Below are 20972 nucleotides of genomic sequence, written 5' to 3'. Positions count from 1 at the left end.
ATTTATCAGCATTTGTAATACACCTCGCCCGTAACCATCGAAATGATCAATATCCCGGTTAATAACCTTTGATACAAGAAAGCGAAAAGCTGTAAGTAATTCACCCTGTAACCTGTCCGCCGCTGCGGATGTAACCAGTAAGTCTTTATTGGCTCAGTCATCATATTTTATGAATAGATTATTCGTATTGCTATTATGTTTCACACTGTCCTCCTGTTCAAAGAGTAATTCATTTGCTCATTGTACAGACTGGGTAGGCGATTATTCTTATCACGAACTACCGGTGCCCACCGCTACCGGCATCAACAAGATCATGGAGTGGGAGTTGTCTGTTACACAACAACACGATACCTGCTTTGGCACATTGGAAATTACCGGATTAACTACTTACATAAAATTACTCACTACCTTATCGGGCGATTCATCACAGGTAGAGGTAGCCTACTATAAATACCTAGATGGGTCACAGGATTTCAAACCAGGTGAAGTATTGTTCAGTTTGAACAAAGACGGTGAGACATTGCTCACTGACTGGAAAACGTTGCAGCCCATGTTAGTAGAGTTTCCGGCAATGGAAGGGATTTGTTTCAATAAATTGAAGAAAAGAAAACCAAACGACCTCTAGGCAGGATGGGGTTAAAAAAAGCAGCATCCGTTTACGTTAATAAAAATCTTTTCCTATTTTAGTGTCGGAACACTGCCTGTTTAACCCAACCAACGACTGCTGCCATAATGAGATACGTGGAATTTACCAGTGAAGAGCTGTGGAAACAGTTTCTGCCCGGCGATCACCTCGCGTTCGATGCCATCGTAAAAAGGCATTACAATTTACTTTATCAATACGGCTGTAAATTTACCCGCGATGCGGCCCTGGTAAAGGATTGCATTCAGGATCTGTTTCTATACCTGTGGTATAAACGGAATACCATTAATGAAACCGCCTCGGTTGAACATTACCTCATGAAATCTTTGCGGCGCCGGTTGGCAAGGGCACTTACAAAAGCCGGTTCAACAGATGGCCTCAGCTTTCTGGAAGTGAAAGACACCAACGCTACGCCAGATGAACAGATCATTCAGCAGGAACAAAAAGCAGTCCTGGCCGAAAGAATAAAGAAATGCATTCTGCAACTCTCCAGGCGCCAGCAGGAGATCATATATTTGCGCTTCTACCTCAATGCCAGCGCAGCCGACATTGCCGACATTATGCAACTTAACCGCCAGTCGGTGTACAATCTGTTGAACGACGCACTCAATAAACTTCGCCAGCACACGGGTATTTATTTCAACCCCACGCAGGCCATTTCTATTATTTTGTTACTGGTGATCTGTCACCTGTAAAAAAGATCGTGGACTACTTCATTTTCCGTCCGTGGACTACAACGATGACTATAGTCAATATAATTTTGCGCGCAATTCCAATTCACAGTTGCCGTAAATTTTAAATATGAGTCATCCGCAAGCCTTAAAGTTTAATAACAAGAACAGCACATTTTACACCCTGCTGAAAAGCAGGGTAGATGGTTATTTCCGCGATAACCAGTTAAGCAAGAAGGGAAACGTTACCATGTATACAAAAACCTTATTTATGTTCCTGCTTTATTTTCTTGCTTTTACACTTTTGGCAACCCATACTTTTAATAGTAAATGGGTGTGGCTGATGTTATGTGTAGTGATGGGGTTTGCCATGTCGGGCATTGGCCTTTGTGTAATGCATGATGTGAATCATGGGTGCTTTAGCAAGAATAAGTTTTTAAATACGGTCCTCTGTTATTTTTCGATGCACCTGTTAGGCGGACATTCGTTAAACTGGCGCATACAGCATAATCATATACATCATAATTATACAAACGTTCACAATCATGATGAGGACATTGACACGCCGGGATTCCTGCGGTTTGAGCCGCATGTAACCAGAAGACCCATTCACCGGTTACAATATTTGTATGCCTGGTTCTTTTATGGACTGATGACAATAAACTGGTGTACAGTAAAGGATTTTAAGCAGATCTTTCATTACAATAAAAAGAACCTGTTAGGCGCCAAGACTAATATTTATAAAGAGCTGTTGGTGATCTTACTCTCAAAAGCTGCCTACTTTGGCTATATGCTGTTGCCATATTTCCTGATTAAGGAAATGAGTTTTCTGAATTGGGTACTGGGCTTTTTAGTAATTCACTATATCTGTGGATTTGGCCTGGCGGTTGTATTTCAGGTTGCGCATGTGGTAGAGGAAACACAATTTCCTTTACCAGATGAAGGGGGGCGCTTAAAAGACCATTGGGCCGAACTGCAATTGAAAACAACTATGAATTTTTCCATGAATAATAAATGGTTCTCCTGGCTCATCGGAGGGCTGAATTTTCAGGTAGAACACCACCTTTTCCCTACAATCTGCCATGTCCACTATCCAGCCATTTCGGGCATTGTAGAAAAAACTGCAAAAGAATTTGATCTTCCCTATAATTCGAAAAAGACATTTGTAGGGGCAATCAGGTCTCATGCGAAACTGCTTTACAAATTGGGGAGGGTCTGAATGATACCTGCAAGACTTACCACATTCTTCATAAAGTTTTCATTATTAACTGTTTTAAGATTTATTGATATTATTTTTCAAAATGTACAGTAGATATTCTTCATCGGTGTGTATTGGTTTTACAGGGAGTATAAAACCAGATGAAAAACCCGGATATCAAAAGCATAGATGACTTACTGGCCAACGAATTGTTCAGAAAATGGATCATTGAAAAAGACGAAGCCGCCGCCGTGTTCTGGAGTAAATGGATAGAACAGAACCCGGCCCGGCTGGAATGGGTAGCTGCAGCCAAAGCTATTATAGAAACGCTTACGGAAAACAACCATCAACTTACTAACCAGGAGATAAACCGGGAAGCCGATCTTATTCAGCAAAAGCTATTATCCCTAAACCCGGCAATATACAACGATGAAGAACCCGACGGATACCTGGAGAACAGAAACGACAACGGTAAGGAGCAGGGTTCAACAGGTATCCCTTTTTTCCGCACCCGGCACCTGGTGGGCATTGCCGCTTCATTGCTGATGATCGCGTGTGTGTACTTGTATTATACCAACAAGCCACGCCCATTGGCCTCCAATAATGCTTATAAAGCCTTTATGCAGGAAGCAAAGCATAAAAGCTTTGACTACAATAACAATTCAGATGGTGAGCAACACATTGTGTTGTCAGATGGAAGTGAAGTCGTATTGGAAAAGAACAGCCGGCTTACCTATTCCGCTAATTTTTCATCGGGAAAAAGAGAAGTATATCTCGAAGGTAATGCCTTCTTCAGCATAACCCGTAATCCCGAGCGGCCATTCATTGTATATACACAAACAATAGTAACCAAAGTACTGGGTACCAGCTTTTATGTAAAAGCCATGAGCAGTGCCGAAACAGCCAGCGTAGTAGTAAAAACAGGAAAAGTATCGGTTTTTAAGCGGGAGAACTTTACCAGTACCGATGCCGGCTCTGCTACTTTAAAAGGTATGGTAGTGACGCCCAACCAACAGGTGGTGTATGATATTTCAAATGCACAGATGAATAAATCGCTGGTGGAAAAACCGGTGATCCCCAACCAGGCAACTTACAATTTCGATTTTGATGATACCCCGGCCACAGAAGTATTCAGTCGCTTACAAACTGCTTATGGCGTGCCGGTACTGATTGATGAAGAAGTGCTGAAAACCTGCACCATTTCCGCCTCATTGGGCAATGAACCGTTCTATGAAAAACTGCGCATTATCTGTAAGATCATAAATGCCACTTACGAAGTGATTGATGGAACTGTGGTGATCAGTACGAAAGGATGTAAATAAAAAACAGCTTTACACTGTAAGCCGAAAAGCCGAAAGCAAATACACCCCGGCGCGGCAACCTGAACCTGGAACGCTGAACCTATTAGCAACCAATACTAACTGTTATGCTACGATCACTTGCCACACTCTCTGGTTCCTCCGCCGGCTGGCGGAGGCCAGGGGGTATTATGAAACTGTCTGCCATCCCGATACTGCTGCTGTTGACCTCATTTTGTAGCCTTGCCAAAGTCACCACGGGCCAGGAGATCCCGGCCAAAAATGTAACTATTTCGGTATCGAATAAAGAATTGAAAGCGGTACTGAAAGAGGTGAGTAAAATGACCGGCGCCCGGTTCCTGTACAGCCGGGAGATCATTCAGAGTGACCGCCGTGTCACCATTAGTGTAAAAGACAAACCATTGTCGGATTTTCTTTCCCTGGTGCTAACTCCTTTGCACATTAGTTTTGAAGTAGACAGGAACGGGTATATCTTTTTAAATACCATTGCTGCTTCCGGCGTGTTGCCAGGCAGCGATGGCAACGCCCTGGAGGATAATTCCGGAGAGGAAGTATTGCCGGTAATGCTGCCGGGAAAGATCACCGGGAAGATTGTGACCGAAGAAGGAAATGCCGTAGTAAGTGCCAATATCCAGATAAAAGGTACCAGCCGCGGCACCACCTCCAATAAGGAGGGTGTATTTGAACTGAATACAATAGAAGAAGACAAAGTATTGATCATTTCTGCAGTAGGCTATGAAAAGCAGGAAATAGTAATAGCCAAAGAAACCCGTTTCCTCATCATTCTGAAAGCACAGATCGTGAACCTCGATGATGTGGTGGTAATTGGTTACGGTACCCAGAAACGGAAAGACGTAAACAGTTCCATTGTATCTATAAAAGCCGAAGACTTAAAGAACCTGCCCCAAACAGGTATCGATCAAATGCTGCAAGGCAAAGCTTCGGGTGTAACGGTAACCCAAAACTCCGGTGCGCCCGGCGGTGGTGTATCGGTAAAGATCCGCGGTATCAGCACATTCGGCGGCACCGAGCCCTTGTATGTTATCGATGGCGTACCCCTGGAAGGTAATAATAACAAAGACGCTATTTCTTTTGTAGGCGATGGTGAAAGCAACATGAGTGCCCTGGCCTTTTTAAACCCCAACGACATTTTATCGGTAGACATTTTAAAAGATGCTTCCGCTACTTCTATTTATGGTAATCGTGGCGCAAATGGCGTAATCATCATCACCACCAAAAAAGGAAAAGCCGGCGATGGCAAAATAGCCTTCGACGCCTATTACGGCATTTCAAAGGTTAGCAGGTATCTCGATCTGATGGACCTGAAAGGCTATGCCGCCTACAAGAACAGTATTGCCGATTTCACCGGTACAGAACGGGCGCCCCAATTCGCCAATGCCGATCTGCTGGGGGCAGGCACCGACTGGCAACGCGAGATCTTTAAATCTGCAGCCATTCAAAACTACCAGCTGGCATTGTCGGGTGGTAAACTGGGCACTACTTATTATATCTCCGGAAATTATTTTAACCAGGAAGGCACCATCATAGGCTCGGGATTAAAACGTAAAACCATTCGCATCAACCTCGATAACCAGGTAAAGCCCTGGTTAAAACTAGGTATCAATGGCAGCTATAGCAGCACCGGCCAAACCATTACATTGACCAACAACAGCAATAACAATTATGGAAATGTGATTGCTATGGCTATTCAACAGTCACCCGATGTGCCTGTCTATAATGTCAACGGTACCTTTGGCGGCCCAAGCGATATAGAAGGCCTGGGTGCAGTGAGTGGCGGTAACCCGGTTGCCCAGGCAACAACCTGGCACACCCTGCTTAATAAAAACAAACTGCAGAGCAACCTGTATGTGCAAACTACATTCCTGAAAGACTTCACTTTCCGCTCCGATTTCGGCAGTGATCTTAACTGGAACAACAGCGATGCCTGGATGCCAACGTTTGCCTGGGGCCGCAGTATCAACAACCTGAACAGTTATAAAGTACAAACCAATAAAACAACTTTCTGGAACTGGCGTAATGTACTCACCTGGCAAAAAAGAATAAAAGAACATGACCTCACCGTAATGCTGGGACAGGAATCGCAGAAGTATGAATCGAACAGTATAACAGCTTCCCGGTCGAAATTTGTTTCCAACGACCTGTATTCGCTGAACCTGGGAGATCCATCAACGGCCAGTTCTACCCAAAATCTGGGACAAAGCACGCAGGAGTCTTACTTCAGCCGGATCATTTATTCATTCGATAACCGCTATTCTTTCACCGCCAATATCAGAAGGGACCGTACCAGCAAATTTGCGCCTGGTAAACAAATAGGCTGGTTTCCCGGTATCTCCGCTTCCTGGACGATTTCGAATGAGGAGTTTTTCAAATCATTTTCATCTGTCAATCACCTGAAGTTAAGAGTAGGGTATGGCGAAATAGGCAACCAGAATGTACCTAACTATGTATACGGTTCAGCCCTGAGCCCGGTGTTCATCAATTCATCGGCCTTTGGCAGCGGGTTAGGGCAATACATCAGTAATTATGCAAACCCCGATGTAACCTGGGAACACCAGGCGCAAACCAACCTGGGCATCGATCTGGGTATTGCACGCAGATGGGATGTTACCATCGATCTGTACAACAAGCTTTCCGACAAATTCCTGTTCTCTGCCACTTACCCCGCGTTTACAGGAATCGGTATACCCAATAGCGGCACCCTTGGAATGGCTGCCCCCTATGTGAACTATGGTAAAATGCAAAACAAGGGCTACGACATTTCCCTTGTATACCACTCTGGCAAGAATCCAAAAGTAGACTGGAAGAGTACCCTGATCTTCTCCCATTACCGAAATACGGTAAAAGAACTGAACAGCCAAACCAGTAACATTATACAAACCCTTTCGGTGAATGGTAACCCGCCAATCACTAAAACACTGGTAGGGCAACCCGTAGGATTATTTTATGGGTATGAAACGGTTGGACTGTTCCAGAATATAGATCAGCTGAATGCCGCCGCCATTCGGGCCGGTAACGACAGGAATCCTAAGAACGGTACTTATCTGGGCGATATTCAGTTCAGGGACCAGGATAAAAGCGGTGCAATCGATGGCGATGACCGGGTGATCATCGGGAACCCCAACCCTAAATTCACCTTTGGTTTTACCAACAACCTCTCGTACGCGAATTTCGACGCCTCTATCTTCCTTACCGGTACCTATGGAAATGATATTTTCAACTATACCCGCGTATGGGGCGAAGGTATGACGGCCACCGCCGGCAACCAGATGGCCTCTGTAAGAGACCGCTGGACGTATGAGAATACCAATACGTCCATGCCCCGCTATGTGAATGGCGACCCTAACGAAAACTCAGGGATCTCTAACCGGTTTATTGAAGATGGCTCCTACCTGCGTATACAAAATATAACGCTGGGTTACAACTTCACTCCGTTATTGCAACGGCGCGTGAAAGCCATAACAGGAATACGGGCCTATATCTCCATACAAAACCTGTACACCTTTACCAACTATTCCGGTTATGATCCGGAAGTAGGGCCGGTAAATGGCAATGTATTCCTGAACGGGATCGATCTGGGCCGTTACCCGGTTCCCAGAACAGTGACCGGCGGTATAAACCTAGAGTTTTAAAATATCCTGAACCAGCCAAAATATTATAAACGATGAAGCCAATATGTAAAAATATAATAGGAATAATGGGGATGACCCTGGCGGTATCGGCTATGGTTGCCTGTAAAAAATCATTCTTCGACGGAACACCACCCGGACAATATACAGAAGTAACTTATTTCAAAACGCCCGCAGAAGTGCAGGCAGCTACCGCGGCCCTATATGGCGCACCCTGGTTTAATTTTAACTGTACCTATAGCATGAGTATTGGTGATGTGTACTCCGGCAATTCTACCGGCGATGCCAATCCTGCTATGGTACAGTTTCAAAACATGAATGTAACGCAGTCGAACGAATACCTGTACAAAGGCTGGGCTTCCCTGTACAGTGTGGTAGGGCAAACCAATGCCATCATGATGAATCTGGCCAATAACCCCCATGCAGTTAGCCTGGACGCAGGTACAGTTAATACAGCTATGGGTGAATGTTATTTTATGCGGGCCGCCGCTTATTTTTACCTGGTAAGAAATTATGGCGCAGTGCCCATTGTTACCGATACCAATAATTTCAAGGTAAATTACCAGTTACCCCGCCATATGGTTTCGGATGTTTACAAGTTCATCATCAATGACCTGAAACAGGCGGAAACCAGGCTGCCTGTTAAAGGTGCTACGCCTGGCCGCGTTTCAGCCGGCGCAGCCAAGGCCCTGCTGGCAAAAGTGTATCTGACTATTGATGATTTTGCCAGTGCCAAAACCAAGGCCTGGGAATTGATCAGTAATGAAAGCACGTACGGGTACGGGTTAATGGAAAAGTTTGAAGACTTGTTCTACACCCGCAATAACAATAATATGGAATCGGTCTGGGCCCTGCAATGGACGGCCAGCAATGCCGATGGCGCTTATGGTACCGGCAATGTTACCCAGGCTTATTGCGCCGCTTATGGACAGGAGCTCACTGGCGGAACCGATGGCTGGGGCAGCTTTAAACCAAGCATTGATCTGCAACGTGATTCTATTGCAGGTGACCTGCGTAGAAAGCCTACTTATATGCGGGCAAATGACCGCTATCCCGAATTATTACAGGCAAGGGGCGGTTATCTCTATCCCTCCTGTAAATCAAGAACAGGCGCTAATGTTAAAAAATACGTAGTGGGCAATTATGAAGACAATGCTTCTACCGGTGGCGCTTATAGTATGTCAACCGGTATCAACACTTATATGATCCGTTATGCCGATGTACTGCTTACTTATGTTGAAGCAGTAATGGGTAACAATACATCAACCAGCGATCCCATTGCCATTGCTGAGTTTTTACGGGTAAGGACCCGTGCCGGTTTGGCCGGCATTCCAATAACCAGTATTACAGCCGATGACCTGTTGCGCGAAAGACGGCTGGAGTTTGCCTTTGAAGGCCAGTACTGGTACGATATCCTTCGCCTGCCTCAGGACAAAGCCCTGCAGAAATTGACCAATACCGAAAGAGGCATGTTCGAAGGCTGGTGTGGTGAAGGCGCCGTTGTATCCAACAAAATTGCGGTTACTGCCAACATGCTGTTGTTCCCGTTGCCCCAATCGGAAATAGACATCGATCCCAAACTGGCAGAAACTCCGGTACCTTATTATTAAACACAAAATCTGGCCAACAAATGAAAATACAGATGTTGCGTTGTGCAGTGTTTTGTATACTGGCAACTACATTATATACAGGTTGCAAAAAAGACGATGTACATACACCCGGCAATTTATCGGTAAACCCGGCTGCTGCATTGCCTGAAACCTTTATTACCATCTCCGGCAACGATATGCAGGATATTGTATCAATAAAATTCGATACGGCTATCGCTTCCTTCAGTTCTGTGTTCAATACCGGGTCTGCCATTTTTACCAATGTGCCCACCAATCCTAAATTCGGGCCGCAGCAGATTGCCATTACCAACCGGGAAGGTAAAACCGCCATGGTTGACTTTACGGTATTACAACCTGCACCAGTGATCAACAGCTTTACCCCCGGTAACGCGCCGGTAGGCGATACAGTGACGATAACAGGTACCATGTTCACAAATATCAATGGAGTATATATCGGTAATGTAAAAGCCATTGTAGTGGATTCATCGAGCCGCACCCAACTGAAAGTAAAAGTGCCTGCAGGCGCCACCTCCGGATTACTTTCTGTAGTAACCTGGGGCGGTACAACGTATAGCACCGGCAATATTATAATAGGGGAGCGGGCCTTCCTGATTTCCGATTTTGATGGAGCCGGACCTGCCGCAGATGGTGATGGGTGGTACCTGATCGGTCAAATGACTTCGAAAACAATGACCAGGAGTGATCCTGATTCTATATCAGGCAGGTTTTTAAAAATTATCCCACAACAGCCGGCGACCAAAACATATGCCGGGGTTTCTACACCCGTTCTTGGTACTGCCAATCAAACTTTTGGCATGACCTCTACTACAGCCGCCACTACCTTAAAATTCGATGTAAACAACAATGGCAAAACCGCTACCGTGCTGCAGGTAATTGTGCAGGAAACCACTAATGATGTCGATGCTACCAATTATGCCATAGATATTTCCATAAATAATACCGGCTGGAATACAGTTGCGGTCCCTTTAACCCAATTATTCAATTTTTATGGCAGCGGTACGCAGAACCCTGACCCGGTAAAAATCACCAAAGTGAAATTCTTTTTTCAGAACTATCACTTAAATCCGATGGAAGCGAATATTGACAATGTGCGGTTTGCTTATTAGAACAACACAAACTAAACAACAATGAAACTTATCAATATATTGCCCGGCCTGTTAGCGCTTGTTTATTTAACCGGTTGTAATAAAAAGATCAACAACGATCCGGATGTACTTAAACCCGATCTGGAATTGTCGCTGAAAGACGCCGCCACCTTTCCAATAGGCGTGGGCGTAGATTATGATCCCTTCATGGCCAATGGCAACTATACCAATATTATTAAAGCACAATTTGACAATGCTACCGCCGGGTATGTAATGAAACATGGGGCTATCGTTCAGGGCAATGGCGCGTTAAACTTTAACAGGGCCGATGCCTTTGTAAATGCAGTTACAGGTGCAGGCATGAGTGTACACGGACATACACTGTGCTGGTACCAAAACAACAATGGCAACTATTTACGGGATCTGATAACGGTTCCCTCAAATCCCAACCTGGTCACAGATGGCTCTTTTGAAGTGGCAGGCAGCGGGTCGGCACCCTTTGCCAACTGGAGTGTTTATAATGGCCCTGCTTTGATCAGTGCTGGTAGTGGAACAAATGAGACCTATGGCGGCTCCCGTTCCCTCAAAGCAGCGCCTGTTACTGCCAGTGATGCCTGGAGGGTACAGATTGCGAGCAATCCCATGCCCCTTACTATTGGAGCTGGTTATAAGGTGCGCTTTTACGCTAAAGCAGCCACCGCAGGAGGGAAGTTCAGGTTGTCAAACAGCGGCGGTCAACAATTCGCACAGTATTCAAACGATTATCCCATAACAACAAGTTGGGCACCCTATGAATGGACGTTTACAACAAATGAAGCCAGCAAACAGATCCTGTTCGATATGGGGGCATCACCCAATACTTATTATGTTGACAGCGTGAGCGTAACACTGGCCGCTCAGACTAATTTTTCCGAATTACAACTCCGGGTAGATACAACGCTGAAGAATTTCATCACCAGCATGGTTACGCGGTATAAAGACAGGGTACATGCCTGGGATGTGATCAATGAACCCTTTGATGACAATGGTGTGGTTAGAAGCGGCACAAGCGTTAGCGATGCTTTCTATTGGGGCGATTACCTGGGCGACCGGGATGGCTCCAAAAAATTACTTACGAACGGGGATAGCATGATAGCAAAAGCTTTCCGGTATGCGCGTGCCGCCGACCCCACCGCCAAATTATTTTTGAACGATTATGCCCATGAGACCAATAATGTGAAGATGGACAGCCTTATTGCTCTTATAACGCGGTTAAAAGCAAAGGGCGTTCCTATTGACGGGGTAGGGCTGCAGTTTCACATGACCTACCTGGTGTCGAATACCGCCATCGACAATGCATTGATGAAAATGGCCAAACTGGGGCTATTGGTAAAGATCACCGAACTGGATATCAGTGTAAACCTCGGCGACCAGCAGAACCCGCAAACGGCCAATTTTGTATTGTCGCCCACTATGCTGCCGCAGCAGGCTGCCAAATACAGGTATGTCGCGGAATCGTATCTCCGCAATGTGCCCGAGGCGCAACGAGCCGGTATCACAATTTGGGGAGTAGGTGATGCAGACTCCTGGTTACGCAACCGCACGCCGTATCATACAAAAGATTATCCGCTGTTGTGGGATGACAATTATAACAGAAAAGAGGCCTTTAACGAATTCCTCACCGGCCTGCAACTAAAATAAATCAGTAGAGACCGCCTGTTAGGGCTGGGCGCTTAATCGTGCTCAGTTCTGACAGGTTTGGATCGTCTCACTAAGGCGAGATCCGCTTTTATATTGCTCTTTTTAAAACCTCCGGAAGGTAACTGATAAACCAATCCGGAAGTTTATCTTTTGATGCAAATAGCTCTAATTTGGAGTTTATCATTTTGGCCAGAAGAAATGGCGTAGTAGTAGAAGTGTCGAAAACTAATAAAGAATCTAAAAGATTGAGGTTCCGGTCAAGCTGTTTTAAATTTCCATAAAAGTTATTTTCAATCATCAAACGAGGAACGAAATGTCCTCCATCTTTAACTCTCTCCAGCACACGAAGTTCTGATTGGTCCGTGTTGCTTAAGCCAAAGAAGATCAAATGCACAGTATACCCGTCTTTTTTAAAAAATCTGGGTATATTCCAGGAACTATCCTCTGTAAAATGACCCTCGTATGCAAAATGCTTATTGGAGCCAATTGCTTTATCAACCAATTGGCTGAACGTTTCTACCACAAAATCATTTGCTACTTCTCTTATTTTCTTGTCAACTCGCGTTCCTGACTTCCAAAGCTCCAAATGTTTTTGCATGTAAAGCTTGTCACCATCAAAAAATGAGGAATCATCTAAAACATGTGCGGGAACGTAATCCTGGCCAATTGTAGATTTATCAGCTCCGTTTGATCCGGAAATTATATAAAGGTCAGGCATGGAAGGGTGTTAGACCTAATGCAACCCGAAGTTGAGCCGCCTCATCTAATGATAATTCGCGAATAGCTTTAAAATCATTGCCGGATTCGTTTATTTGTTCGATGGTGATTTTTCCGTCGGCATATTCCATATAGCATTGATAAGAAGGCAAATCCGGTGAATTAATCATAAAAGGTTTACCTCTTTTTAACTTATTCAATCGAACCTTCATTATGGCATTATGCCCAATTTGTTCTAATTTCTGCGCCTGTGTCACTGTATTGCATTTAAATACACGAATATAATAAGAAAAGTTTAAATAGGGCTGGGCGCTTAATCGTGCTCAGTTCTGACAGGTTTATTATTTAAACCTCGTTAATGACAAAACGAGATCAAATCAAGGTTATGGGCAACACAATAATTGATGTTCAGAATTAGCCCCTGCAGATTTTCATACCCGAATTCCCTATCATCCGGAATTCTGGCCAGTTCCTGAATTTTTTCGTCGGAGATTTGAACAGAAGACAGCTTGTCTTTAATAGCTGTTAGCTCTTCCTGTTTTATGACACCGGTACCGGGGTCAAGTGTCTTGGAAATTGGAAAAGTATGGCTATTCCTGAATAGTGTCCGCTCTGTATCAAAATCTTTAATGCCAAAATCATCAGACAGTATTTTATTTATCAAATTTGTGTCATTGCCAAGTTTAATATCCTGATGAAATGGAAGTTCTTTTCCTAACGATGCACAAATACACAGAAATGCATAGCCAAAGACGTCATCATTCTTAATGCTAACTGGCCGGCCTTCAATAATTTCAACTAAAGCGCTGGAAAGGCTGATTGAAGATCCATTTATTTCAGATTCGTAGTGCTTAAAAGTTTTATCTGATTGAACCTGATTCAATATTGCCTGATCTTTTGATCCAAATACCTTTTGTATTTCTACAGTGTTGATGCCGTACGAAAAAATGTAGTATCCCATAGAATCGAAACTTTTTCTTTATAAGAATCGCGGTTAAGACGGACAGAATGTGAAATGTATTGTGCCCTTAGTGAAAATATTCCTTATTTTAATTTCAGGCACCTATGCCGATCTCCCATTATCTCAACATACTTCTTTTTTGCCTCATTGCTTAAGAAGCTACGTTCCACTAACTCCATCGCTTTCAACGTGCCTTGCATTACCTCATCTACAACCTTACCCGCCAGGGTTGGGTTAATGCCAATCAATTCAGCAAATGCAATGAATGAGGTCTTTGTATACGTGCCAAAATTCAAATAAGACTTTTCATTATAGTCACCTTCATATAGTCCGCCATGTAACGCCAGCCGGCTATCGTCTATATGTAACGCAGTGCATAAGAGATCGTAAGCTGGTGACAAAATATAGTCGCCCTGTTCAGTTTCCATAAGGGAGAAATTTTTTAAATGGGCATCACCATTTGCAATAAGATAGTTGAATACAAGAATCCGGAAAAACTCAAGCATTACAACTGGTACCGCCGAAGCATATAGCTGAATTAACCTGGCTATATCAAGATAGGATCCATTGTACTTAAAATTTTCTCCTTCTATCTCTGGCGTTTTTTCAAGCAGTGTGGCAAAGTCTTCCAATTGATATTTGTTTACACCATCGGGTTTGTAATCAAAACGGCGGGCGATGTAGGCCGGGGAGCCATCTTCAAAGAAGATCATACCACAGGCAGTAGTTTTAATTCCCATTACCTGGCGGGCAATCAACATACTTACGTGTTCGTTGGCAGGCAAATCGTTGACCATAATAAGTCTCTCTGCCGGAACTGGTTTCAAAATATGCGATCCTTCTGTATCGGTAAGGAGTAGACTGTTTTTCTGAAGTCGCAGACTGTATTTTTCCTGTACACCACTTATGCTGAGACGCTTAAGTTTTTCCTTATATTCACGGCTTTGTTCATTGTATTTTCCTGGTGAAGCAAAAGGGAGGACATGGGATACCTTTTTTGAACGGCTGCCAAACAATGCTTGCTGTGCAACCGGACTATATGTATGATGTCCCGGTTGAAGTGTAGATGGGCAATAGTTAATTTCCTGTAGGCTCATGAATTTCTTTTATACTAAGGGGGCCGATTCTATCACCACCGGCAGTGGCGAGTAACAAACCGAAATAATCATTTTCGTCAATTTTTAATAAGCGGTTCTGCATCGCTTTATTAGATCCCTCACTTAATCCATTTACGAATGCCGGGAATAGAACATTACTCTCATAAGGAGCTTCTCTGAGCGGCAACGTAAGACTAACTGGTTGTGTGGCTGTGGTGAGATAGTTTTTGTCGTATACAAAACGGTAAATCCTTGCATCTTTAGATAAGATACCTGCAAGCTGACCATTGTAAAATATTTGAGCCGCTCTCATACATTACTATTTTGGAAGGGAGTTTTTAATACAAGTTCCAGATTCAATCCAAGCGGCTCAATCAACCGGAGAAGCGTTTCAAGCGAAGGATTTCCTTTTCCCTGTTCAACCAATTGGATTGTGCGTGTATTAACACCCGATAAATCAGCAAGTTTGGGCTGCACCAGGCCTAATAATTCCCGTCGTTGCCGGATCCTGTCTCCAATTTTGACCATTAAATCACGCATTATAATTCGCTTTTCAGTGTAAGTTACGAAAAAACAGGCCATATTAACGGCAAATAGCGTATTATAATTTGCTTTTTACTGTTATTTATTGAATACTTATGGTTTCAAAGGAAAGGGTGAAAAAATTGGGAATTAATAAATGATTTGGCTTTGTCCAACTGCATAAAACAAATTCCTCCAGTTTCCTGATTTGGTCATTGTCCAGCTCATGGTTTATGCTGTCTAAAAATGCTCTTAATATAGTATATCCAACAATCGTAGGATTTGTATCAGAAGTCAGGCCTTCTATTTTATTTATTTGTACCGTCGAATACCTGTCTACTAAGGAAAATCCATACTTCAAACCAGACCGTGCTCCAGCCTTCCAATCGTCATAGCCCTTTGCTGATACTTCTTCAATGTAGCCCTGACTGGTAAAGCCTATCCCGTTATAATGTTCATTTATTTCGTTGGTTCCCTCCAAATTTGGAAACACCTCAATGTTTACTATGGCAACATACCCAATGCCATTTTTTATTTTTGTCCACTTATAAGATTTTGGATCCTCTGTCATGTGCTTGAGGGATTGATATTGTCCATGCAAATCTCCAATTACATAGGTGCTCATAGGGTCTTAATTAGGCACTTACAACTTTATTGATTTTTACCAGCTTACCATCCTGACGAATGATTTTCACTTCCTTGTACTCCCTTAAATAAACAATATAATCATCAGGCTGAAAGAAACTCATTACGATTATATTTTCATAATAGGTTACGAATTGTTCATAATCACTCAGGTTAAAGCTGAAGGCCTTTCCCTTACTTAGAGATTCGCCAGAAATAAATAACACCTCTGTAGATTCAGCATACTCATTATTAAATACCAGGTCTCGAAAATCATTTTCATCAAAATCAATTCTGCCGAATTCGAAATCTTCCCATTTCTCAATTTTGTTGTCACTTATTGTACACTCAGATAGTAAAGCCCAGTCATATAATTCTTTTGGCAAAAAACGGAAGGGTTTATTCCATTTTGAAGTCAGGATTTCCTGTTCCAGGATGTTTTTTACTTCGGTAGGATCTATTGTTTTAATCATTTTGCAATAATATGAAATTGCGGATACTGTCCCATACCAGTTATACCCCATTCTCCCATCTTTTGTATATTTGACTAACAGCACCCAACCTGTACCTTCAACAAACGATGCACCAATGAGAAAATTAAAGATTCTTGCAGCAATTGCCTGCCTGTCCCTTATTAGCCATTTTTCCACCGCACAAACAGCCAAAGTAAACAATCCCATCCTGGCCGGTTTTTATCCCGATCCATCCATTTGCCGGGCCGGTAATGATTATTACCTGGTTAATTCCACTTTTGCCTATTATCCCGGATTGCCCATCTTCCACAGTACCGATCTCGCCAATTGGGAACAGATCGGTTTTGCCATGGACCGCCCCGAACAACTGAACCTGGACGGCACCCATGTGTCGGGCGGACTGTTTGCACCCACCATCCGTTTTTATAAGGGCACTTTCTATATAACCTGTACCAACACCAGCCATGGCGGCAACTTTATCATTACCGCAAAAAATCCCAGGGGCCCGTGGAGCAATCCTGTTTTCCTGCCGAATGTAAAAGACATCGACCCTTCGTTGTTTTTTGATGACAACGGAAAAGCCTACATCGTTTACAATAGTTATGCACCTGGAAACAAACCACAATATGATGGCCACCGTACCATCAGGATGTACGAAGTAGACCTCCCCACCCTGCAAACAAAAGGGGAGGAGATCACCCTGGTAAACGGCGGTTCCGATATTTCGCAAAAACCGGTTTGGATTGAAGGGCCGCATATTTTTAAATACAACAAAAGCTATTATTTAATGTGCGCAGAAGGCGGCACAGGGTACAATCATTCAGAAGTGATCTTTAGAAGTAAAAAAGCAGAAGGGCCTTATGAGCCATATGCAGGCAATCCGATCCTTACCCAACGGCAGCTGAATGTAAACAGAAAGAAATCAGTGACCTCAACCGGTCATGCAGACCTGGTAACGGCCCCCGATGGCAGCTGGTACGCTGTATTCCTGGGCTGCCGTCCGGTAAATGATGACAATTACAATACGGGCCGCGAAACTTTTATGGCCCCGGTGCAGTGGAAGGAAGACTGGCCAATCATTCTGCCGGCTAATGAACCGGTACCCGATAAAGTAAGCATCACCGGCGCTACCGCTAAAAATCCCCTGCCATTCAGCAGTGATTTTCTATTCCGGGATAACTTCAAAACCACCGCTTTGAATTACCGCTACCAATTTCTGCGAACCGTACGTGAACCCTGGTATCAGGTCAACAGTCTTACCGGAACGCTCACCATACAATTAAAACCGGCTACCATTGCCGAAAAGGTAAATCCGGCATTTATTGGATACCGCCAGGCGCACCAGCGGGGGTATGCGTCTACGGCGCTCACCTTTACACCAGCCAGTTCACAGGAGAAAGCCGGTTTGCTGGTCTTTCAAAACGAAACCCATTATTTCTATCTGTGCCAGTCGGTAGACAACAACCAGCCTGTGTTGCAATTGTACAGAGGACCTGGTCAAAATGGGGGCGAACCTTTACTGCTGAGCACGTTAAAAATTCAGTCAGATGGCCGGCAGCCGATTCAATTAAAAATACAAACCAACGGCAATGCCTATTCCTTCTACTATGCAGAAAAAGGCAGCAACAGCTGGCGCGCATTTAAAGAAGGCATCGATGCCAGCTTTTTAAGCACACATACCGCCGGCGGATTTGTAGGTTGTATGTATGCCATGTATGCCACCTCAAATGGAGCGCCTACTAACAACAAAGCGGTGTTCAATTATTTTGAAAGCAGGGGCAATGACGACTAGCTTACTGTGTCACATACATAATCTTAATATAAGTTAATAAAACACTATTTCTGGTAGTTATAGGGCGCTGGGTTTGTAAAACATGCGTATAGAACATACTTTTGATTTGTTAACCCAGCAACCCTTATGTACCCAGTATGGCCGGTCACCAGAACATGGCTGCTTATAGCAGTATGTTATTTTTTTTGTATACCAGCATTTGCCCAAAAGTCTAATATGATCAGGGGCAGGATCATAGACACCACTGAGAAAAAGGACCTCCATAATTCAATTGTTGCACTCATTGACCTGGCAGATACAACGCTGTACAGATCCGTGCGCACCAATGAATCCGGCTATTTTGAATTGACTCAAATACCGGCAGGCAGGTACACGCTGCTGATTGCCTATCCCAAAATGGCCGATTACCTGCAGGACTTAACCATCGCCGACACCTCTATTATAGACCTGAAAACCATTCCCATGGTTTCCAAGGCCGACCTGCTACAGGAAGTAGTGGTACGGGCCGGTTATGCAATACGTATGCGTGGCGACACGCTGGAGTATAATGCAGATAGTTTTGCCGTAAAACCAGGCGCCAATGTAGAAGAAATGCTGAAACGCCTGCCGGGTATCCTGATTGATAAAGATGGAAAGATCATTGCACAGGGCAAGGAGGTACAAAAGATATTGGTAGATGGTGATGAGTTCTTTTCTGCCGACCCTAAATTCGCTTCCCGGTATCTGCAAGCCGATGCTATTGACAAAGTACAGGTGTTCGACGACAAAAGCGAACGGGCCAAATTCACGGGTATCGACGATGGACAACGTACCAAAACCATAAACCTGAAACTGAAGAAAGACCGGAAGAATGGTGTTTTTGGCAAGCTGTCAACCGGCAGTAATGGTGATGATTACTACCAGCACGAAGCCATGGGCGCCTTGTTCAATGGCGCCCGTAAGATCTCGCTCTTTGGCCTGTCGTCAAAAACCGGTAAGCAGGACCTTAACTATGGCGACCTTAACCAGTATGTTACAGAAGACTACGAGATCATCAATGATGGCGTGGGCGGCTTCAGCGTCCAGGGCGGAGGAAGCAGGTTTGGCGGAGAAAATACAGCGAGTGGATTGCCTTCCGTTCAATCGGGTGGCGCCCATTATTCCGATAAATGGAACGAGGGGAAACAAAAACTAAATACCAATTACCGCGTTAAACAGGTAAACGCAACCGGGTGGAGCAATGGCACTTCTACCAATGTATTAGTAGATGGTACTTCTTTTACCAATAAAAATGAAAGCCAGGACAACTCCTACAGCTTTACGCAAAAGGGAAGCGGCAGTTTTATTTTTGCAGTAGACTCCTTTTCCACGGTAAAAGTTTCTGCCAATGGCAGCCTGGGCAACAACAACAGTTTCCAAAGCAATCTCACCAGTTCCACCAATGAAAAAGATATCCTGGTAAACAATACCGCACAAACCACCCGAAGCAACGGTACCAATAAAGCTTTTGGCAGTAACATCAGTTACCAGCGGAAATTCAGAAAGGAGGGGAGGACCCTTTCCTTTAACTTGCAGCAGGAATACAAAAACGCGCTGGGCGATGCCTATAATTTTTCAGCCAACAATTATTACGATCCTTCATCGGGTTTATTCAAAAATGCCGATACACTCGATCAGTTGCAACAAAGCAACAACCAAAACGAATCTTATGCAGGACGTTTGATCTATTCCGACGCCCTGAGCAATAAATTGCGCATGGGTGTTGAATACGGATTTAAAAATAATATTGCCAGCAATGTGTTCAGCACGCTGAATAAGACTAATGAAAAGTTCAGCGAACGCGTGGATTCACTCAGCAATAATTACATCTTTGGCGCCACTACCCACATTACCGGCGCCACGCTGGCATTTATACAAAAAAAGATAAACATTACATTGGGAGGAAGGGCCTTGTTTACCCATTATAACCAGGAAGACAATGACCTGCATAATCGAACTACCCGGCGTTTTATAAATCTGTCACCCCAGATGACGCTTTATTATAATCTCAAATCAAACCTGAATGTTGGGTTAAATTATAACGGACAAACGGTACAGCCAACGCTCGATCAATTGCAGCCCTTACAAAAAAGCAGCAACAAATTGAATGTAGTGGTGGGCAATCCTGATCTGCGTCCTGCCTTCCAGCACAATGCCAATGTAAACTTTTTTAGTGCCAATATGAAGAAGGGTAGCTTCCTCTCCACAAACTTCGGCGTTAATTATACCAGTAACAGTATCACCACCAGTATCCTTATCGATTCACAAAACCGTACCACTACCCGGTATATAAACATGAATAGTATTCCGGCGTTGAACATAAATACTGCTTACAACTGGATGTTAAAAAAGTATCATGTGAATGCATCGGTCAGTTTGGGGGCGAATAAAAATGCCAGCTATACTATTCAGAACGATCAAAAATTAAAGAATGAAAATCTTAATTTGAATGCAGGCCTTACGCTTAGTCATGAATGGAAAAATGTAATGTACTGGATATACCGCGGAAATGTAAATAAAAGTATTGGCTGGTCAGACATTGCCGGCAGTACCAATACCCGTACTCTGTTCCATACGCACACCATTAACGCAACCAATTATCTGCCCTGGCATATGGAGCTGGCCAATGAATGCACCTTCAACTTTCAGCCAAAGAACGGATCCTTCAACACCCATTTCAATACCATCCAATGGAATGCTTTTATAAGAAAGAAATTCCTGCGAAACGACCAGGCGGTCATTCAGCTGGCTGCAAACGATATCCTGAATAATAACACCGGTTATACCCGCAGTGTAACCGGCAGCAACGTTTCCGAATCGAACCGGTTTGTGATAAAACGGTACTGGCTGCTTTCGCTGACCTGGAATTTTTCAAAAAGCTTAAAACAATAAGG

The 20972-nt window shown here is 43.9% G+C and carries 18 protein-coding genes; 10 read left to right on the top strand and 8 right to left on the bottom strand.

Features of this window, described 5'->3' with window-relative positions:
- The first annotated feature begins 169 nt into the window (after positions 1–169).
- The 8 genes from BMX95_RS17835 (at position 170) to BMX95_RS17800 (ending at position 11874) form a co-directional block, all read left to right on the top strand.
- Positions 170–625 carry a DUF5991 domain-containing protein gene (locus BMX95_RS17835; RefSeq protein ID WP_090519499.1) on the top strand — a complete coding sequence of 152 codons (456 nt, stop codon included), beginning with the start codon at positions 170–172 and terminating at the stop codon, positions 623–625.
- Between the two features lie 107 nt (positions 626–732).
- The gene (locus tag BMX95_RS17830; RefSeq protein ID WP_081202682.1) at positions 733–1338 is read left to right on the top strand and encodes an RNA polymerase sigma factor; all 606 of its coding nucleotides are present in this window, start codon (positions 733–735) and stop codon (positions 1336–1338) included.
- 106 nt (positions 1339–1444) lie between these two features.
- Entirely contained in the window at positions 1445–2533 is a 1089-nt protein-coding gene (locus BMX95_RS17825; protein ID WP_081202683.1) for a fatty acid desaturase family protein, read from the top strand.
- Positions 2534–2673: 140 nt separating this feature from the next.
- Positions 2674–3834: a FecR family protein gene (locus tag BMX95_RS17820; RefSeq protein WP_081202684.1), complete on the top strand. Its 1161-nt coding sequence runs from the start codon at positions 2674–2676 to the stop codon at positions 3832–3834.
- Between the two features lie 104 nt (positions 3835–3938).
- The gene (locus BMX95_RS17815) at positions 3939–7481 is read left to right on the top strand and encodes a TonB-dependent receptor (RefSeq protein ID WP_081202685.1); all 3543 of its coding nucleotides are present in this window, start codon (positions 3939–3941) and stop codon (positions 7479–7481) included.
- 32 nt (positions 7482–7513) lie between these two features.
- Positions 7514–9088, top strand: coding sequence for a RagB/SusD family nutrient uptake outer membrane protein (locus tag BMX95_RS17810; protein ID WP_081202686.1), 1575 nt, complete (start codon positions 7514–7516; stop codon positions 9086–9088).
- Between the two features lie 20 nt (positions 9089–9108).
- Entirely contained in the window at positions 9109–10215 is a 1107-nt protein-coding gene (locus BMX95_RS17805; protein ID WP_081202687.1) for an IPT/TIG domain-containing protein, read from the top strand.
- 21 nt (positions 10216–10236) lie between these two features.
- Positions 10237–11874, top strand: a complete 1638-nt coding sequence (locus BMX95_RS17800; protein ID WP_081202688.1) for an endo-1,4-beta-xylanase — start codon at positions 10237–10239, stop codon at positions 11872–11874.
- A gap of 88 nt (positions 11875–11962) precedes the next feature.
- On the opposite strand, the gene BMX95_RS17795 is transcribed toward BMX95_RS17800, so the two are convergent.
- The 8 genes from BMX95_RS17795 to BMX95_RS17760 all read right to left on the bottom strand — a co-directional run bounded on the left by BMX95_RS17795 (position 11963) and on the right by BMX95_RS17760 (position 16268).
- Positions 11963–12592, bottom strand: coding sequence for an ATPase (locus tag BMX95_RS17795; protein ID WP_081202689.1), 630 nt, complete (start codon positions 12590–12592; stop codon positions 11963–11965).
- A complete protein-coding gene (locus BMX95_RS17790) occupies positions 12585–12848 on the bottom strand; it encodes a lipocalin/fatty acid-binding family protein (protein WP_081202690.1) in 264 nt (87 codons plus the stop codon). The genes BMX95_RS17795 and BMX95_RS17790 overlap by 8 nt, the downstream gene beginning before the upstream one ends.
- Positions 12849–12946: 98 nt before the next feature.
- On the bottom strand, positions 12947–13552 hold the full coding sequence (locus BMX95_RS17785) for a DUF7691 family protein (protein WP_081202691.1): 606 nt from the start codon (positions 13550–13552) through the stop codon (positions 12947–12949).
- A gap of 83 nt (positions 13553–13635) precedes the next feature.
- On the bottom strand, positions 13636–14649 hold the full coding sequence (locus tag BMX95_RS17780) for a type II toxin-antitoxin system HipA family toxin (RefSeq protein WP_081202692.1): 1014 nt from the start codon (positions 14647–14649) through the stop codon (positions 13636–13638).
- Positions 14630–14962 (bottom strand): HipA N-terminal domain-containing protein, encoded by a 333-nt coding sequence (locus BMX95_RS17775; RefSeq protein WP_081202693.1) that lies wholly within the window; start codon positions 14960–14962, stop codon positions 14630–14632. The genes BMX95_RS17780 and BMX95_RS17775 overlap by 20 nt, the downstream gene beginning before the upstream one ends.
- On the bottom strand, positions 14959–15189 hold the full coding sequence (locus tag BMX95_RS17770) for a helix-turn-helix domain-containing protein (RefSeq protein WP_081202944.1): 231 nt from the start codon (positions 15187–15189) through the stop codon (positions 14959–14961). Before BMX95_RS17770 ends, BMX95_RS17775 begins: the two co-directional genes overlap by 4 nt.
- 85 nt (positions 15190–15274) lie before the next feature.
- On the bottom strand, positions 15275–15796 hold the full coding sequence (locus tag BMX95_RS17765) for a hypothetical protein (protein ID WP_081202694.1): 522 nt from the start codon (positions 15794–15796) through the stop codon (positions 15275–15277).
- Positions 15797–15806: 10 nt separating this feature from the next.
- Complete coding sequence (locus BMX95_RS17760; RefSeq protein WP_081202695.1) at positions 15807–16268, bottom strand: hypothetical protein; 462 nt, start codon at positions 16266–16268, stop codon at positions 15807–15809.
- Between the two features lie 115 nt (positions 16269–16383).
- Between BMX95_RS17760 and BMX95_RS17755 the strand changes: the two genes are divergently transcribed.
- Positions 16384–18060, top strand: a complete 1677-nt coding sequence (locus BMX95_RS17755) for a glycoside hydrolase family 43 protein (protein ID WP_081202696.1) — start codon at positions 16384–16386, stop codon at positions 18058–18060.
- 216 nt (positions 18061–18276) lie between these two features.
- On the top strand, positions 18277–20970 hold the full coding sequence (locus BMX95_RS17750) for an outer membrane beta-barrel protein (protein WP_165759026.1): 2694 nt from the start codon (positions 18277–18279) through the stop codon (positions 20968–20970).
- The last annotated feature ends 2 nt before the right edge of the window (positions 20971–20972 follow it).

The organism is Niastella yeongjuensis (assembly GCF_900110245.1).
Taxonomy (GTDB): domain Bacteria; phylum Bacteroidota; class Bacteroidia; order Chitinophagales; family Chitinophagaceae; genus Niastella; species Niastella yeongjuensis.
The sequence above is the reverse complement of the archived record's forward strand: the minus strand, read 5'-3'. Positions and strand labels throughout refer to the sequence as shown.

Bases quoted from the DNA above. Each gene is read 5' to 3' on its own strand.
- BMX95_RS17835 (WP_090519499.1), top strand. From the start codon at position 170: ATGAATAGATTATTCGTATTGCTATTATGTTTCACACTGTCCTCCTGT.
- BMX95_RS17830 (WP_081202682.1), top strand. From the start codon at position 733: ATGAGATACGTGGAATTTACCAGTGAAGAGCTGTGGAAACAGTTTCTG.
- BMX95_RS17825 (WP_081202683.1), top strand. From the start codon at position 1,445: ATGAGTCATCCGCAAGCCTTAAAGTTTAATAACAAGAACAGCACATTT.
- BMX95_RS17820 (WP_081202684.1), top strand. From the start codon at position 2,674: ATGAAAAACCCGGATATCAAAAGCATAGATGACTTACTGGCCAACGAA.
- BMX95_RS17815 (WP_081202685.1), top strand. From the start codon at position 3,939: ATGCTACGATCACTTGCCACACTCTCTGGTTCCTCCGCCGGCTGGCGG.
- BMX95_RS17810 (WP_081202686.1), top strand. From the start codon at position 7,514: ATGAAGCCAATATGTAAAAATATAATAGGAATAATGGGGATGACCCTG.
- BMX95_RS17805 (WP_081202687.1), top strand. From the start codon at position 9,109: ATGAAAATACAGATGTTGCGTTGTGCAGTGTTTTGTATACTGGCAACT.
- BMX95_RS17800 (WP_081202688.1), top strand. From the start codon at position 10,237: ATGAAACTTATCAATATATTGCCCGGCCTGTTAGCGCTTGTTTATTTA.
- BMX95_RS17795 (WP_081202689.1), bottom strand. From the start codon at position 12,592: ATGCCTGACCTTTATATAATTTCCGGATCAAACGGAGCTGATAAATCT.
- BMX95_RS17785 (WP_081202691.1), bottom strand. From the start codon at position 13,552: ATGGGATACTACATTTTTTCGTACGGCATCAACACTGTAGAAATACAA.
- BMX95_RS17780 (WP_081202692.1), bottom strand. From the start codon at position 14,649: ATGAGCCTACAGGAAATTAACTATTGCCCATCTACACTTCAACCGGGA.
- BMX95_RS17775 (WP_081202693.1), bottom strand. From the start codon at position 14,962: ATGAGAGCGGCTCAAATATTTTACAATGGTCAGCTTGCAGGTATCTTA.
- BMX95_RS17770 (WP_081202944.1), bottom strand. From the start codon at position 15,189: ATGCGTGATTTAATGGTCAAAATTGGAGACAGGATCCGGCAACGACGG.
- BMX95_RS17765 (WP_081202694.1), bottom strand. From the start codon at position 15,796: ATGAGCACCTATGTAATTGGAGATTTGCATGGACAATATCAATCCCTC.
- BMX95_RS17760 (WP_081202695.1), bottom strand. From the start codon at position 16,268: ATGATTAAAACAATAGATCCTACCGAAGTAAAAAACATCCTGGAACAG.
- BMX95_RS17755 (WP_081202696.1), top strand. From the start codon at position 16,384: ATGAGAAAATTAAAGATTCTTGCAGCAATTGCCTGCCTGTCCCTTATT.
- BMX95_RS17750 (WP_165759026.1), top strand. From the start codon at position 18,277: ATGATCAGGGGCAGGATCATAGACACCACTGAGAAAAAGGACCTCCAT.